This window comes from Bacteroides sp. D20 (genome assembly GCF_003436255.1).
Lineage (GTDB): Bacteria > Bacteroidota > Bacteroidia > Bacteroidales > Bacteroidaceae > Bacteroides > Bacteroides uniformis.
Genome location: NZ_QSOO01000023.1, coordinates 20363 through 36767, shown reverse-complemented (window position 1 = coordinate 36767; position 16405 = coordinate 20363). Strand labels below are relative to the sequence as shown.

Annotated in this window: 11 protein-coding genes; 5 read left to right on the top strand and 6 right to left on the bottom strand. The window is 48.9% G+C overall.

Translation table 11 applies throughout. From position 1 onward, the window contains the following. Positions 1-37: 37 nt before the first annotated feature. From DXD78_RS18875 to DXD78_RS18855, 5 genes are all read left to right on the top strand, one after another. Positions 38-3211 (top strand): TonB-dependent receptor, encoded by a 3174-nt coding sequence (locus DXD78_RS18875; RefSeq protein ID WP_211475851.1) that lies wholly within the window; start codon positions 38-40, stop codon positions 3209-3211. Between the two features lie 24 nt (positions 3212-3235). Next, on the top strand, positions 3236-4915 hold the full coding sequence (locus DXD78_RS18870; protein ID WP_008662437.1) for a RagB/SusD family nutrient uptake outer membrane protein: 1680 nt from the start codon (positions 3236-3238) through the stop codon (positions 4913-4915). A 202-nt stretch (positions 4916-5117) separates the two neighbouring features. After that, positions 5118-6362, top strand: coding sequence for an AGE family epimerase/isomerase (locus tag DXD78_RS18865; protein ID WP_005830990.1), 1245 nt, complete (start codon positions 5118-5120; stop codon positions 6360-6362). Positions 6363-6367: 5 nt separating this feature from the next. Then, positions 6368-8896: a glycoside hydrolase family 9 protein gene (locus tag DXD78_RS18860; protein ID WP_009037563.1), complete on the top strand. Its 2529-nt coding sequence runs from the start codon at positions 6368-6370 to the stop codon at positions 8894-8896. Then, on the top strand, positions 8886-10775 hold the full coding sequence (locus tag DXD78_RS18855; RefSeq protein ID WP_172679951.1) for a hypothetical protein: 1890 nt from the start codon (positions 8886-8888) through the stop codon (positions 10773-10775). The genes DXD78_RS18860 and DXD78_RS18855 overlap by 11 nt, the downstream gene beginning before the upstream one ends. An 82-nt stretch (positions 10776-10857) precedes the next feature. Here DXD78_RS18855 and DXD78_RS18850 read toward each other — a convergent pair whose 3' ends face one another. The 6 genes from DXD78_RS18850 to purD form a co-directional block, all read right to left on the bottom strand. Further along, complete coding sequence (locus DXD78_RS18850; protein ID WP_009037565.1) at positions 10858-11667, bottom strand: metal ABC transporter ATP-binding protein; 810 nt, start codon at positions 11665-11667, stop codon at positions 10858-10860. A 34-nt stretch (positions 11668-11701) separates the two neighbouring features. Then, positions 11702-12604, bottom strand: a complete 903-nt coding sequence (locus DXD78_RS18845; protein ID WP_009037566.1) for a metal ABC transporter solute-binding protein, Zn/Mn family — start codon at positions 12602-12604, stop codon at positions 11702-11704. A 70-nt stretch (positions 12605-12674) separates the two neighbouring features. Beyond that, positions 12675-13361 carry a tRNA (5-methylaminomethyl-2-thiouridine)(34)-methyltransferase MnmD gene (gene mnmD, locus DXD78_RS18840; protein WP_034529232.1) on the bottom strand — a complete coding sequence of 229 codons (687 nt, stop codon included), beginning with the start codon at positions 13359-13361 and terminating at the stop codon, positions 12675-12677. A gap of 162 nt (positions 13362-13523) precedes the next feature. Next, positions 13524-14003, bottom strand: a complete 480-nt coding sequence (locus tag DXD78_RS18835) for a YqaA family protein (protein WP_005830979.1) — start codon at positions 14001-14003, stop codon at positions 13524-13526. Next, a complete protein-coding gene (locus DXD78_RS18830) occupies positions 13988-14983 on the bottom strand; it encodes a hypothetical protein (RefSeq protein WP_005834261.1) in 996 nt (331 codons plus the stop codon). The genes DXD78_RS18835 and DXD78_RS18830 overlap by 16 nt, the downstream gene beginning before the upstream one ends. After that, a complete protein-coding gene (gene purD, locus DXD78_RS18825) occupies positions 14984-16258 on the bottom strand; it encodes a phosphoribosylamine--glycine ligase (RefSeq protein ID WP_009037568.1) in 1275 nt (424 codons plus the stop codon). Between the last annotated feature and the right edge of the window lie 147 nt (positions 16259-16405).

The following is a 16405-nucleotide window of genomic DNA, read 5'->3' as shown; positions in this document are numbered from 1 at the left end:
GACCGGGGTATTTGTTAAACCTAAGTATTTAGTATTTATGAGAAATGTGATGAAGTATTTGGGTATCATGTCAGTATCGCTGGCATGTGCCGGACCTCTCTTTGCAACAAGCGTACAGCCGTTTGCAGGTGTCACTGTCGTACAGCAGAGTGTAGTTACTGTGAAGGGCCAAGTGGTGGATGAGAAAGGCGAGCCCATCATCGGTGCCAATGTCATTGTGGAAGGTACGACAAACGGTATGATTACCGATTTGGACGGTAACTTCTCCTTGCAGTGTCCCGTAGGTTCTACGCTGAAGACCAGTTACATCGGTTATCTGGCGCGAACGGTCAAAGTAACCGGGAATATGAATGCTCTGAAAATTACTTTAAAGGAGGATACCGAAACCTTGGATGAGGTAGTTGTTGTGGGCTACGGTACGATGAAGAAATCCGACCTCACCGGTTCTGTGGCTTCCGTGAATGCGGAGGAAATGATGAAGCGGAATCCGGTGAACTTGGGACAAGGTTTGCAGGGAGCTGCGGCAGGTGTATCTGTCATCCGTTCTTCCGGTGACCCGGAAGGAGGTTTCTCCATCCGTATCCGCGGTGTGGCAACCGTGAATGGTTCTGCCGACCCACTCTATGTAGTGGACGGTGTGCAGGTAGGAACTTCCATCGATTTCTTGAATCCTAATGATGTAGAGTCCATCGAAATTCTGAAGGATGCTTCGGCTACGGCAATCTATGGTACTCGCGGTGCCAATGGCGTCATTATGATTACTACCAAGAACGGTGGTAAGGGGAAGGCAAAGGTGAACTTTTCGGCCAACTATGCCCTCCAGTTCAATTCGAATAAGATTGATGTGGCTGATGCGGGCTTGTTTGCAAGTGCTGTACGTTCCGCCGTCAAGAATGACGGTATTGCCATGACCAATCTGGCATATGGCGAGGATTACATAGGCAGACTGAACAGCATTGACTGGCAGGATGAAATGTCACGCACGGCATTACAGCAGAACTATAACCTTTCTGCTTCGGGAGGCAGCGAAAATACCCAAGCCAACTTATCTCTGGGTTATTTGAACAACCAGGGTATCGTGATTGAGTCGAATTTTAAACGCTTGACGGCACGCGCTAATATCACTCACAAAGTGAAAGACTTTCTGCATGTAGGCTTGAACTTGAACTATGCACATTCGGAAAAGATGGGAGGAGGCAACCTGAGAAACTATGCACAAGCCATTCCAACCATGGATTATGTAGAGGACGGTGTTTTCTATTCCATGCCTATTGTGTTGCCCGACGGTACTTGGGGACATTACAAGAAAGAAGGCAATGGAGACGTGAACAAGGGAGCTGACAATCTGGTTGCTGCTGCCAAGACTGCCGACAGTATTAATAAATGGGACCGTATGCTTGCTAGTGCTTTCCTACAACTCGATTTGTACAAAGGGTTGACTTTCAAGACTATTGCCAGTTATAATTATTATACAAAAGGTTATAATGGCTATACAGCCTATAATGATAGAACCTTTGGAACTCAAGACCGTAAGGACTCGTTCTCGCTGAACCAGAGCCAGTCCACTTCACTCGGTCTGGAAGCGTTCTTGAACTATGACTGGTCCAATGAGCATCACCGCGTAAGTGCAATGGCCGGTTTCTCTACCAGCGATACGAACGGTGCCTGGCTGAATTCCAGTGCCAACGATTTCCCGGCAGACAACATCCGCAAAATTTCATTGACCAATGACCCATCGTCTAAGCAAACGGATGGTGGGCTGGATTTGAAGACAAGATTCCTTTCTTACTTCGGCCGTCTGACTTATACTTTGAACGACCGCTATATTGTGACTGCAACGGTACGCCGCGACGGTTCTTCGAACTTTGGTGCCGGCAATCGTTATGGTACATTCCCTTCCGCTTCTGTAGCTTGGCGTCTTTCCGAGGAAAAGTTCATTAAGGATTTAGAACTGTTCAGTAACTTGAAGTTGCGTGCCGGATGGGGACAGACCGGTAATGCGGGCAATGGTACCAACTTGTCCATAGCACAGTTGTCTTCGGCAAATGCAATGTACTGGTTCTTTAATGGTTCGAGTGTGATTAACGGTGCCGGTATTGCCCAGCAGAAAGAAATTGATACCAACCTGAAATGGGAAACCAATGAGCAGACAAATATCGGTATTGACTTTGCCTTTATGAACAATGAGCTTTCTTTCTCTGCCGATTACTTTATCCGTGACGCAAAGGATCTGCTTCTGTATCGCCAGATTCGTCCTTCCACCGGTTTCTCCAATGTCTATACTAATGCGGGACATATCCGTAACTCAGGTTTCGAGTTTACTGCTGCGTGGAACAAGAGCTTCAGCGATTGGAATATCGGCATAAGACTGAATGGGTCTACCCTGAAGAACGAGGCTATTGAAGTCGGCGATCCGATATTCAGCAAGTCAGGTTCAGCACAAGATGGCGACAACTGGGACAACCACTCCATTACACAGAACGGCTATCCTGTAGGTTCCTACTATGGCTGGAAGGTAGAAGGCATTTTCAGAACCCAGGCCGAAATTGATGAAATGAATAGGCTGGCGGTTGAAAAGGGAGTTGAAAGTGGTGTATATCAGGACAAGACTACCCAGCCCGGCGACTATAAGTTTGTTGATTTGAATGGTGACGGGCAGATTACCGATGCCGACCGTACTGTTATAGGCAATGGATATCCCAAGTTCACTTACGGAATGAACCTTACCGCTTCCTGGAAAAACTTTGATTTCTCGATGAACTTGTACGGTGTAGCCGGTATGGATATCCTTTCTTATTCTTCGGCCCGCTTGACCTCAGTCTATGCACCCGACGGCGGTTATCAGAATGTACTGAAGGAATATATCAATAATGCATGGTCATCTTCGAATACCGGCGCCAAATATCCGCGTATCACCAAGACAGACTATAATAAGAACATGCGTGTGTCCGACGCCTACATCCAGAAGGGGGATTATCTGAAGATTTCAAATATTCAGATAGGATATACATTCCCGAAGAATGTGCTGAAACCGGTGAAAATGGAAAATGCACGCGTATTTGCCAGTGTCGACAATGTATGTACCATCTCTTCGTACAATAAGTTCGGCGATCCGGAAGTTGGTGACTCCAATGTATTGTATTCGGGATTTGACGGAGGACGTTATCCGTTCCCGATGTCGGTTACTTTCGGTCTGAGTGTACAGTTCTAATACTAACGGATAAAAAATATGATTATGAAAAACTTATATAAACTGTTGATCGGTGTGCTGGCCTTAAGCACCGTAACGTCTTGTGACGATTATTTGGAAGTGGATCATTACGATATTCTTCCGGCAGATTTCATGTTTAAAACGGAGGAGAATGTCCTTTCCGGATTGAACGGACTTTATGATACCTTTTATACGGACCAGCACGGTTCCGGTGATGACGAAACATGGGGATTCAAGCCTCAGGTATTTGCTGCCAACCATTCTACGATGGACTGTCAGGCTTCCGGTTGGGATGCGGAATGGCAGCGTCATGCCTGGAAACCCGATAAGGGTTCCCTGGAGACTGCATGGCGGATGAGTTATCGTGCAGTGGACCGTGCAAACCGTTTCCTGGCTGGCCTGGAGACGGCGGATGCCTCTATATTTGCGGACAGCAATTCCAAGACCGTTTATGAAGCGCAAGCACGTGCCATCCGCGGTTATAACTACCTTTACCTGACGAAACTTTTCGGAAGGGTACCGATGTTGCTTACCGGTGAAACCTATACTACTTCGGTAGGAAAGGCACGTCCGGAATCCGTGGATGAGACTTATGCGGCTATCGAGGAAGATTTGTCTTTTGGACGCGACCATCTGGACTGGTTACCCATGAATGGTGAATACGGACGTATAACCAAGGGGTTCTGCAAAGCTTATTTGGCCGAGCTGTATATGTTGAAGAAAGACTTTACGAAAGCCAAGACGGAACTAAAGGATATAGTGGACAGTGGAACCTATTCATTGGAGCCCTGCTTCGGTAACCTGCATGCCTGGGATACACATTGGACCAAAGAATCTGTATTTGAGGTGATGTATCATGAACAAGGATATATGGGCTGGGGAGCCGATTCGTCTTCAGATGCCATGATGTGGTACGGATATATGTGTGCGGCACCCGAATGGGGAGGCTGGGGGTCTCTCTGTCTTTCTTGGGAGTTTGTACGTTCCTTTGAACCGGGTGACAAACGCCGCCAATACTCTGCTGTTGCCAAAGGGGATACGCATCCCATTACCGGGCAGACTGTAGGGGTGACAAGTGGTTTTGACGGTCTTTTCCAAGGTTCCGAAAATATGCCTACTGTTTATTCCTTGAAATACTGGAGATGCAAGCCAGGTGAGAACAACAAAGTATTCAATCCTATTTCGTTGACTTTGAAGCGTTATGCAGGCATCATGCTCGACTATGCAGAATGTTGTTTCGAGACAGGTGACAACGCTACCGGATGGAACATGATACGTCAGATACGTAACCGTGCTTGGGGTAATTTGGAGATGGGAGCGACGATGATTGACCTACCCGCCGACATGTTGAATACCCAGACGGTGGAAGTGCCGGATGCAGAGACCTATTATACAAGCTATAAAGCAGCCAAAGGCTATACTTCTCCGGTATGGAAGGTGGCGCTGATTATAGAGCGTCGCCATGAATTCAATGCCGAGTTCTCGCTTTACCATGATTTGTGCCGTATGGGTATGTGCAAAGAATGGTTTGCCGCCGAATATCCGAAGACAGCAGCCAACTCTTCACAAGAGGCTTGTCTGCAGACTGGTGACTCATTCCGTTTCTTTGAGCACGAGGCTTATCAGGAAATCTTCCCGATTCCGACGAATGAGATTCTGACCAACCCGCTCATCAATCAGGCTGACCAGAATCCGGGATATTGATAAATTATAAATAAACACTTAATAATAAAATATTTGTGAGTGAAATGTCAGGCACCAGTAGTTGTTGTGATAGACGTCAGCGTCTGTCGTGATGAAAGCCGGTGTCTGACATGACAAACACCAGTACTTGAGACGACGAACACCAGTCTCTGATAAACGGGGAATTAAACAAGGAAAAGTTTGATGGTTTTAGAGAATAATTATGGAAAGGAAGATGTTTTATTGGATAGCACTGCTGGTTGCGTCTTGTCTGGCAGGCTGCCGGTCGCATTCAGGGGAGACAGATATGCAGACACGCATGCGTACAGAGATTGTCACGAATGTCAGGGACAGCGTGTTGCCGTTTTGGATGGATTATGCAGTGGCTCCCGACAGCGGTTTTTATGGAACTGTATTGCGGAATGGTACTCCGGTAGTGGATGCTCCGAGAGGAGGGGTTCTGAATGCCCGGATTCTGTGGAGTTTTTCTGCCGCATACCGTACGTTTAAGGATGAGGCTTATCTGAAGCTTGCGGATAAATCGCAACGCTACTTCATTGATACATTTATAGACAAGGAACATGGTGGGGTATATTGGCTGGTCAATCCTGACGGTGAGGTGCTGAATGCTTCCAAATATACGTATGCCATGACCTACGCCATCTATGGGCTGGCTGAACACTATCTGGCAACAGGTAACAGCGAGAGTCTGGATATGGCTGTCGGTTTATATCATACCTTGGAGGAGAAAGGCCGCGAACCGCAATATGACGGTTATGTGGAATCTTTTACTGAAGATTGGAAACAACTGGATAATTATGATAACAATGCATCCAAGACTATGAATGCGCATTTGCACGTGCTGGAAGCTTATACCCTTTTATATCAATGCTGGAAAGACGACGGACTGAGGAAAAGACTCAAGTTCTGCGCCGAGTTGTTTATGGACCGTATTTATGACTCTTCAAGGAGGCATTTTAATTTGTTCTTTGATAATGCATGGAACAGTCTGGTTGAGATGGACTCTTATGGACATGATGTAGAGGCGGGATGGCTGCTTTGTGAGGCTGCCCGTGTGTTAGAAGACCGTCAACTGATGGATAGGGCGAATCGGCTTGCGCTGGATGTGACGGATGCTTGCTTGGTGGAAGGACTGAGTGACAAAGGGTATATGATGTATGAAAAGAAGGGCGGAAGAACAACCGGGCATGCCTCATGGTGGGGCCAGATTGAAACGATGATAGCTTGTGTCAATGCCTGGCAAATCAGCGGGAATGACGTTTATCTGCAATCGGCCGATACGGTTTGGACTTTCGTAAAGGACTGTATGATAGACCGGGAATACGGTGAATGGTACAGTGATTGTTTTGATGGAGAACCCAAGAAGGATACTCCCAAAGTGAGTATGTGGCGTTGCCCGTATCATACGGTACGCTTGGGAGTAGAAATACATAATCGTTTAAAATAGTATTTATGAAGAAATTTATAGCAGGTGCAGCATCACTGATGCTTTGTATGGGGCTGCACGCCCAGGATTTCAGAATCAATCCATCGGGATATTTTGAGAATGGCGGGGCCAATGTGATGGTGTTCAGTGACGTCTACCCTGAAGGACACCAGGGAGGACTGACCCTTGTTTTGAATGGAGACCGCAGGGCTGCCAATGGAGATGTGCGCTTTGAAATCTCGCAAGGGCAGTGGCAGGGATTGCCCAAGATGAGAAGCAGGGTGGTGGATGAGGCTGACAATGAAATCCGTGTCACATTGAGTTATCCGGATTCGGCCAAACATATGGCAGGCTTTAATCCGATGATTTATCCGGATTTTGTTTTTGGCTATACCATTAAGGTCAAAGGCGAGAAGGATTATCTGGTATTGACCGTTGATTTGGACCAACCGGTGCCCGAGCGGTTTGCCGGCAAGTTGGGCTTTAATCTGGAATTGGTACCTTCCACTTTGCTGGGCAAGCCGTGGATTATGGACAACCGGACGGGAGTCTTTCCCCACCAGGCGATGGGGCCCACCATGAAACAGTCTTCCAACATGGAGCATATCGGAGATTTCAACCCTGGCGGGAAAGCTGATTTGGACCAGTTGCTGTTGGATAGAAAGACTTATAACCCGATGATTGCCGATGATATCGTCTCTGCTCCTTTGGCCGCAGGGAAAAAGTTTGTACTCAATCCTCAGGATGATTTGGCAAAGATTACGATTGAAAGTGAGAAAGGAGACTTGTTGCTGTATGATGGAAGGATAAATCATAACAACGGTTGGTTTGTGCTCCGTTCGGAGTTCCCGGCAGGTACAAAGGAAGGTGCGGTGAAATGGATAATCCGTCCGACAGTCACTAAAGACTGGCGTTATGCACCGGTGGTGCAAGCCTCTCAAGTAGGTTACCATCCTGGACAGAAGAAAGTGGCTGTCATAGAGTTGGATAAACGGGATACAGACTTCAAGCAACCTGCCCTTTATCGCATTGCTGCCGATGGCAGGAAACTGGTAAAGCAGCAGGCTGCCAAGGATTGGGGAGATTTCCAACGCTACCACTATCTGCAGTTCGATTTCACGGAAGTGACGGAAGAAGGGCTCTATCAGGTAATGTACGGCGATGCTGCTTCTCCGGTGTTCCGCATTGCCAAAGATGTGTGGGACAAGGGTATCTGGCAGGCAGAGGTGGAATACTTCTTGCCGGTACAGATGTGCCACATGCGTGTGAACGAAAAATACCGTGTATGGCATGACTTCTGTCATCATGACGATGCACGTATGGCCAAAACCGATATCAACCATATAGACGGATATACTCAGGGAACCTCTACTCTTTGTAAGTACCAGCCGGGTGATTTGGTTCCAGGGCTGAATGTGGGTGGATGGCACGATGCGGGGGACTATGACCTGCGTGTGGAATCCCAGGCAGGCGAGGCCTATATACTTGCCATGGCTTGTGAGAACTTTGGTGCCTATTGGGACGAGACTTCCATAGATTTTGAAAAGAAGATAGTCGAGATTCACCAGCCGGATGGAAAGAATGACTTGTTGCAGCAGGTGGAAAACGGTGCTTTGACGATAGTGGCGGGTTGGAAGGCTCTGGGGCGTCTCTACAGAGGGATTCTGTGTCCTACCGTACGCCAGTATGCACACTTGGGTGATGCGTCGGCCCATACAGACCATGTCAGTGGGACTGCCGACGACCGCTGGGTGTTTACGGAGGACAACCCTGGTAGGGAACTTCAGGTGGCTGCCTGGCTGGCAGGTATTTCACGTGTCTTGAAGGGACATAACGATGCATTGGGAGCGGATTGTCTGGAGATAGCCCGTGAATTGTTCAGGATTACCCGCTGCGACAACAACCGGGTGCTGACAGCCAAGGTACATGCTGCCGTAGAACTTTATCTGGCGACAAAGGAAGTGGAGTACCGTGATTTCGTTTTGCAGCAGCAGGATTTCATCTGCAAGAATATCCGTCAGACGGGTTGGTTCATCGGACGTTTCGACAAAGCTGTGAGAAATGCACGTTTCAGCAAGGCTGTTCGCAAAGCACTGCCGGAGTTGCAGGCTATGTATCAGGAGTATAGCAGTAAAACTCCGTATGGAGTGCCGCATGACAGAGGTAACCGTTCTTCCGGTTCATGGGAACCCCAGCATCTGGGCTACAATTACTGTTACCTGCATGCTGCCTATCCTGACTTGTTTGCACCGGACTATATTTTCAATGCTGTCCAATACCTGCTCGGTATGCATCCGGGACGTAATCAGGCAGCGTTTGTAACGGGAGTCGGTGCCGAAACGATGAAAGCCGCCTATGGTGTCAACCGTGCCGACTGGTCTTATATTCCGGGTGGAGTGTCTCCGGGTACAAATCTGATTCGTCCCGACTTGCCCGAATTACTTCATTTCCCGTTCTTATGGCAGGAAGGTGAGTACTGTTTGGGCGGACATGCTACGTGGTTTATGTATATGGTATTGGCATCTCAGAAAATATTGAATGGTAATGAACAGTAAAATAAAGGTAGATAAGTTTGTAATTGTAGCTTTTCTGCTCTGCATGGTCTGCACTATGGCCATGCAGGCAAAAGCTTATGACAATTTTAAGGTATCGGTCTATGTACGTGCCTACGAGGTAGACAAGATGAAGGACATCCATTGGCTGGATTCGACTTGGAATGTGATTTCACAACAGTTGGAAGTGGACAAGATTTATTTGGAAACACATCGTGATTTACTGATTGTGGATGACGCCACCCTGGAGCAAGCTAAGAAATTTTTCCATGACCGGGGAATAGAGACTGCCGGAGGAATTACCTACACCATCAACGAGGCGAACAGTTTCGAGACGTTCTGCTATTCCAATCCCGAGCATCGTGAGATGGTGCGAAAGATTGCAGAACATACGGCAAAGCACTTTGACGAGTTTATTCTGGATGACTTTTTCTTCACCAGTTGCAAGTCGGACATAGAGATAAAAGCCAAAGGTACGCAGAGCTGGACGGAATACCGTTTGAAGCTGATGACTGAAGCCGGGCGCGACCTTGTGCTGAAACCTGCCAAGAAGGTGAATCCTCGTGTAAAGGTAATCATCAAGTATCCCAACTGGTACGACCATTTCCAAGGTTTGGGCTTTAATCTGGAGGAAGGTCCCCAACTCTTTGACGGTGTCTGGACGGGTACCGAAACAAGGGACCCTGCCGGCAACCAGCATCTGCAGAATTATCTAAGCTATAATATTATCCGTTATTTTGATAATCTGCGTCCGGGCTACAATGGTGGAGGATGGGTGGACTCCGGTGGACTGAATCTGGGTATGGACCGCTATGCTGAGCAGCTGCATCTGACCATGCTTGCCAAGGCTCCCGAAATCATTCTCTTTGCCTATAACCAGCTTCTGGGCGTGAAGTTGTCTCCCAGGTTCCGTACCCCTTGGCAGGGCATGGGCACCAGCTTTAATTATGATGAGATGACTGCCCCTATCCGGCAGAAGAACGGAACTTCCATAGAGCCTACCACCATGGCACGCATTGCGGATGTTGTATTGAAACAGACTGATAAACTGGTAGGTAAGTTGGGTAACCCCATTGGCATCAAGTCCTACAAGCCTTTTCATGTGGCGGGTGATGATTTCTTGCAGAATTATCTGGGCATGATAGGTTTGCCGATGGATATACGTCCCGTTTTTCCGAAAGACCAACAAGTGGTGCTGCTGACTGCCCAGGCGGCTCAAGCTCCGGAGCTCATGACCGACATTAGGAAGCAATTGCAAAGCGGACGGGATGTGGTGATTACAAGCGGCTTGCTGAAAGCCATTCCTGAAAAAATTGCCGAAATAGTAGAGTTGCGTTGTACCGATTTGAAAGCTCTTGTCAATGATTTTGGCCGATATGGACAAGCCGGACGCGATTTATTGATACCGCAGGTTCAGTATTATACGAATGATGCTTGGGAAGTAGTCAGTGCGGGCCGTCCGTTGACGGGAGGAGTATCGGGGTATCCTATTTTGTTGAGAGCTCCCTATGCCGCCGGCAATCTATATGTATTGACCATTCCCGATGATATGGGAAATTTATATGATTTTCCGGCAAAAGCCTTGAATGAGATTCGCCGCATTATGAGTAGGGATATGGATATCTATCTGGAGGCTCCCTCCAAAGTCGGATTGTTTGTGTATGACAATAAAACACTGGTGGTGGAGAACTTCAATGATGAACCGGTGGAAGTGCGTATTGTTACCGATGATGAGGTGACGAGGTTGGAAAATCTGGAGAATGGGGATATTCTGGCTCCCCTTCCTGCCGAACCCGTACAGAGCAGGCGTCCGGTGACACCAAAGAACTCTTTCCGTTTGTCATTACTACCCCATTCGTATAAGGCTTTCCAATATAAATGACGGGTAAGAAGATTGTCGGATAGTTATTCGGAAGGGTAACGGGAGGTCGGTTCTACAATGGGCCGGCCTCCTTTGCTTCCAGTCATCCGTGAGAATGCTTGTGTTCTTTCAATATCCTGTGCGGCAGTGTCCCGTGCCCCAGCAACTCTATCGGGCAGTTGAAGTTGCGTTCCAGCCATTCTTCCGTAACGCCGGTATCGGGATGGTAGTCCAGGGTTTCGTTGACGCAGGCAATGGACTTGACTTGCTGCAACACCGTGCCGATGTCGTGGCTGACGAGAATAATGGCGCAATCCTTGTTTATCTCTGCCAGCAGTTCGTAGAGGCGGGCTTCGAAACGCTTGTCGATGTATGTGCTGGGTTCGTCGAGAATCACCACCTGCGGGTCGGAGATGATGGCACGGCCCAGGAGGGCACGTTGCAACTGTCCGCCGCTCAAAGCGCCGATGGCACGCTGCTCCATGCCTTCCAGCCCCATGCGGGCTATCACGGCAGAGGCTTTCTCGCGGTGTCGGGCGGTGAAGCGTGAAGCCAGCGGCTTCTTGCTGCTGAGTCCTGAAAGGATGACCTCCTCTACGGTGATGGGAAATTTCCGGTCGATGCTGCTGTACTGGGGCAAGTAACCCATGGATAGTTGACAATTGACAGTTGATAATTGACAATTGGCAATTTCGGAGGGGGATGGGGGGCAGGAGTGATATAGAATCTCCCCGGTAGTGGGTTTCAGCAGTCCCAGTATACATTTGATAAGGGTAGTCTTTCCACCACCGTTGGGACCGATGATACCCAGAAAATCACGTTCGTAGATAGTCAGGTTTATATTATGCAGTACGGTCCGGTTATCGTATCCGGCGCTGAGGTTCTTTATCTCTATAATGGGGGATGCAGGCATAGCTTCTTCTTCGTTAAATGGACAGAATCATCGTTTACTCTTTTACAAGCGCTCTGGTCGTATTCATCATCTCCTCCTCCCAGTCGTATGAGAGGGGATTGATAGCCACTACCCGGGTTCCGGTCTGCTGGGCGATAAGGTCGGCATTGCGGCGGTCGAATTCCGGCTGTACAAAGATGATGCGTACCTTCTCCTTCTTGCAGGAGTTTATCAGGCTCTTCAGATGGGCGGGGGAGGGCTCCTTTCCACCTGCCTCGATAGGAATCTGGTGCAGGTTGTAGTCGCGGGCAAAGTAGGAAAGTGCCGGATGATAAATCATGAAGGCACGGTCGGCATTCGGGCTGGAAAGCATCTGGCAGATGAGGCTGTCTGTATGCTCTATCTGCCGGATGAGTACGTTGTAACGTTCCATGTAGACGCTTTCATTGGCTTTGTCTATGGCGCAGAGTGCATTCAGAATGTTTCCGGCAATGATTTGGGCGTTGATGGTGGAATTCCAGATGTGGGGTTCCACACCACCGGCGTGCGTATGGCCTTCGTGTACATGCCCGTCTTTATGATGATGTGCATGGGTATCGTCCAGAATGAGTTCCACATTCTCGGACATATCGAAGAATTGCAGGTGGGGAGCATTGTCCGTCAGTTTTTCCGTCCATGTCTGCTCGAAACCGATGTAGCCGATGCGGAAATAGGCCTTGCTTTGGGCAAGGTCGACAAGCTGCTGGGGCGTGGGGTCGTAGGTTTCCGGACTTGAACCTTTGGGCACCATGCTGACGACGGTGAATTCATCGCCGGCAATGGCTTCGGTGAAATACCGCAGCGGCTCGATGGTGACGGTAATCACGGGTTTATCGTCATTCTTCTTGTTCTGTTGGCCTCCTTGCTTGCACGAGAAGAGCAAGGTGGCTATGAGGAGTAAAAAACAAAACTTTTTCATTTACAATTTACTATTTACAATTTACAATTTGGCTGCGCTGTGGCAGGGGGCATCAACTATTCATTATCAACTATTCCTTATCCATTATCACTTCCTCTTTCCTTCCCCTCAGTATCTCCCGTTTCCCTCCGGGGGGGCCTGGAAGACGCTCTACCTTGAATCCTATGGCTTGCAGCATGCGACGTACTACTCCTTTGGCGCAGTAGGTGGTCAGCACGCCATCAGTGCTCATGGCGGCATGGATATTCCGGAAGACTTTTTCCTCCCACATTCCCGGTTGCTTTTCGGGTGCAAAAGCATCGAAGTAGACAACGTCGAACGGAGATTTATTAATCATTAACAAACTGTCGATGCTTATTGTTTCGATATCTGCCCGCACTTTTCTCAGTGTGAAATAAGGAGTTATGGCAACTTCTTCTTCCCACGCAGCCCGATGCAGTTCCTCGAACAGAGGATTGTCGCTATATTTTAGCGCATCCACCTCCGGCCATGCAAGCGGATAGAGTTCGATACCGGTATAGTGCACAGGTCTCTTTTCCTTTTCGGCAGTTTCCAGTGTAAGCAGGGCATTCAGCCCGGTGCCGAAACCGATTTCAAGGATATGCGGGCGGGCAGTAGCGGATGCTTTCAGTCCCATGTCGATGAAGATGTGCTGTGATTCTGTACGTGCCCCCTTTACCGAATGATAATGTTCATTCAGTTCCGGTACAAACAGTGTCGCACTTCCGTCTTCCGTCTTCTCTATGATTCGTTGCATCACTTCTGCTTTTGTTGAATGTTTTTATTTAGTTTAATTCTCTGTGATTCAGCGTGTTGTTGCGCCTATATATCCAGCGTGCTGCATCTATACATCCAGCACGTTGCATCTATACATCCAACGCGTTGTATCTATACATCTATTGCTCAAACTCACTACATGTCAATAATTCATCATCGAAATGGCTCCTTGCAGTGCCCACAGCATAGCTATGTAGCGCACCAGTTTCCCTGCAAACATGGACGTGGTGGTCAGCATCAGATTACTGCGCATGAAGCCCAGTGCAATGGCTATGGCTTCTCCCACAAAAGGCAGAAAGGCGAAGAAAGCCATCAGTGCCCCTTTCCCTTGGAGGAAATGCTGCATCCGTTCTATCTTTTCCCTTTTTACCTTGAAATATTTCTCAATCCAGTCTATACGTCCCAGACGTCCCATGTAGTAGCACGTCATGCCTCCCAGCGTATTTCCCAAGGTGGCGGAGAGTACGCACAGTGCCGGGCTCAGACCGACCTTGACCAGTGCTACCATCACTATCTCGGAACTGAACGGAATGATGCTTCCTGCCAATAGGGCAGAGATGAACAGACCGACATATCCCCAGTCAATTAGCAGCTGTACGAGTGTATCTACAAAAGCGTCCATATGTTGAATCCTAATAGAATGAATAATCCGATAAATGCACAAATGAAGAATATATTGGAACTGCGGCTATTTGTCAGTACAAACAAGTGTCCCGCCAGGATGCTGACACCGATGAGCAGGAAGGACATCAGGTGGACACTCAATACCGGTTGCAGTCCGATATAGACAAAGATGCAGAAATTCAGCAGGATGAGGAAGTGTAGATAGCTTCGGGTGCGTATCTTGTCTTCATAGCCGGCAATGAGACAGTGTGCCGCGCTGACGATGAACAGAACAAGGAGATACCCGAGGGTGGCGAGTTCCCACGGCTGATAGTCGAACCGGGTGGGAGCGAAGGTCACCAGCTCGCGGAAGGGCTGGCAGAAGAGTTCCATTTGCCCGTAGTAGAGGGCGTGTCCCAGTAACAGCCAGTAGGGTACGCTCCATCCTACCAAGGAAGCGAAGAAACTTTTGGGTTGGAGAGACTGGAAGTTGTAGGCACCTATCCAGAAGATGGGGACAAACAGCATGAGCTGCGGAAAAAGCAGGCTGCCCAGTCCGATGAAGACAAAGGCGTGGAAGAGACTGCCTGTGGGCCGTGCCTGCTGGTAGCTCTTGAAGAGGAAAAACAGTGCCACCAGGAAGGAGGCAGCTGCCAAGTCTCCCGCATACAGCATGTGTAGGCTGGGGCAGACGGATATCAGCAGGAAGTAGACAGAAGTCTGTACCGATGCCCGCATCCGGATGATGGCGAACGTATTGTTGAGCTGTATTAGGAAGTACCCGATGACGGCATACAGAATAAAGCTGAAGAGACGGTTTGCCCAGGTGGGGATGCAGAAGTCGCAGAATGTTTCCCAAAGGGAATATCCGCTTTGCTGTGTCTCCGTCTCGGGCAACAGAACAGCGGTCAGTATCCAGCAGGATACTGAAATCAGGATAGCGGTGGGTAGTGTGAACCGCCCTGCCGTTATCCGGTTCTGGAATCTCTTCGTTCTCATTTATAAGTCAAATCCGATGTCGCGACGGAAATATTTCTTCTCGAAGTTTATCATGTCGGCCACGCGGTAGCTCTTCTGCAAGGCTTCTTCCTTCGTTTCACCATAGGAGCAGACGGCGATGACACGGCCACCGGAGGTTACGGTCTGTCCGTCTTTGGTGGCTGTTCCGGCATGGAAGAGGATGCTGTCTGTTTCGGCAGCCTTCTCGAATCCGGTCATCACCTTGCCCTTTTCGTAGGCTTCCGGATATCCTCCGCTCACCAGCATGACGCAAGCGGCTGTGCGTGGGTCGAATTCCAGTGTACGCTGGTCGAGGTCGCCCTGGGCAACGCCTTCGAGTAGGTCTACCAGGTCGCTCTTGATACGCAGCATTACACTTTCGGTTTCGGGGTCGCCCATGCGGACGTTGTATTCAATCACCATCGGTTCGCCCTTCACGTTGATAAGTCCCAGGAAGATGAAGCCTTGGTAGCCGATTTCTTCTTCCAGCAGACCGTTTACGGTAGGTTCGATGATGCGGGTGCGTACTTTTTCCATAAATGTTTCGTCGGCAAAAGGTACGGGAGTAACGCTGCCCATACCGCCGGTGTTGAGGCCTTTGTCGCCTTCGCCGATACGCTTGTAATCTTTGGCTACGGGCAATACCTTATAGTGGCGGCCGTCTGTCATCACGAATACGGAACATTCGATGCCGCTGAGGAACTCTTCAATGACTACCGTGGCGCTGGCATCGCCGAACATGCCGTCCAGCATTTCCTTCAGCTCTTTCTGAGCTTCTTCCAGTGTGGGGAGAATCAGCACGCCCTTGCCTGCACACAGTCCGTCGGCCTTCAGTACGTAAGGCGCTTCGAGGGAAGCGAGGAAGTCGAGTCCCTCCTGCAAGTTGTCGGCGGTGATGCTCTTGTAGCGGGCAGTGGGGATGTTGTGGCGCATCATGAAGCCTTTGGCAAATTCCTTGCTACCTTCCAGTGTAGCACCTTTGGCGGTGGGGCCGATGATGTCGATATGGCAGGTGGCAGGGTCTTCCTTGAAGCTGTCGAAGATGCCTTGTACCAACGGGTCTTCGGGACCCACAACAATCATGTCGATTTCTTTCTCAAGGGCAAAGGCCTTGAGTGCGGGAAAGTCTGTCGCCTTCAGGTTCACATTCTCGCCTGCTTCGCTTGTACCTGCATTGCCGGGAGCAATATATAGTTTCTCTACTTTCGGGCTTTGGGCAATCTTCCATGCCAGAGCGTGTTCGCGGCCACCGGAGCCTAATAATAATACTTTCATGGGTTCATTTACAATTTACAATGTACAATTTGTCTGTGCTGTGGGGCATCAGGTAAGTTGTACAGATTGTTATACTTAATGATTTATTCTCTCTTTTATTCTCTTCTTTCTTCTACCATCTACTCCCTATTTGCACGCCCGCACTGC

Coding starts and splice junctions, on each gene's coding strand:
- DXD78_RS18875 (WP_211475851.1), top strand. CDS start 38: ATGAGAAATGTGATGAAGTATTTGGGTATCATGTCAGTATCGCTGGCA.
- DXD78_RS18870 (WP_008662437.1), top strand. CDS start 3,236: ATGAAAAACTTATATAAACTGTTGATCGGTGTGCTGGCCTTAAGCACC.
- DXD78_RS18865 (WP_005830990.1), top strand. CDS start 5,118: ATGGAAAGGAAGATGTTTTATTGGATAGCACTGCTGGTTGCGTCTTGT.
- DXD78_RS18860 (WP_009037563.1), top strand. CDS start 6,368: ATGAAGAAATTTATAGCAGGTGCAGCATCACTGATGCTTTGTATGGGG.
- DXD78_RS18855 (WP_172679951.1), top strand. CDS start 8,886: ATGAACAGTAAAATAAAGGTAGATAAGTTTGTAATTGTAGCTTTTCTG.
- DXD78_RS18850 (WP_009037565.1), bottom strand. CDS start 11,667: ATGCCTGCATCCCCCATTATAGAGATAAAGAACCTCAGCGCCGGATAC.
- DXD78_RS18845 (WP_009037566.1), bottom strand. CDS start 12,604: ATGAAAAAGTTTTGTTTTTTACTCCTCATAGCCACCTTGCTCTTCTCG.
- mnmD (WP_034529232.1), bottom strand. CDS start 13,361: ATGCAACGAATCATAGAGAAGACGGAAGACGGAAGTGCGACACTGTTT.
- DXD78_RS18835 (WP_005830979.1), bottom strand. CDS start 14,003: ATGGACGCTTTTGTAGATACACTCGTACAGCTGCTAATTGACTGGGGA.
- DXD78_RS18830 (WP_005834261.1), bottom strand. CDS start 14,983: ATGAGAACGAAGAGATTCCAGAACCGGATAACGGCAGGGCGGTTCACA.
- purD (WP_009037568.1), bottom strand. CDS start 16,258: ATGAAAGTATTATTATTAGGCTCCGGTGGCCGCGAACACGCTCTGGCA.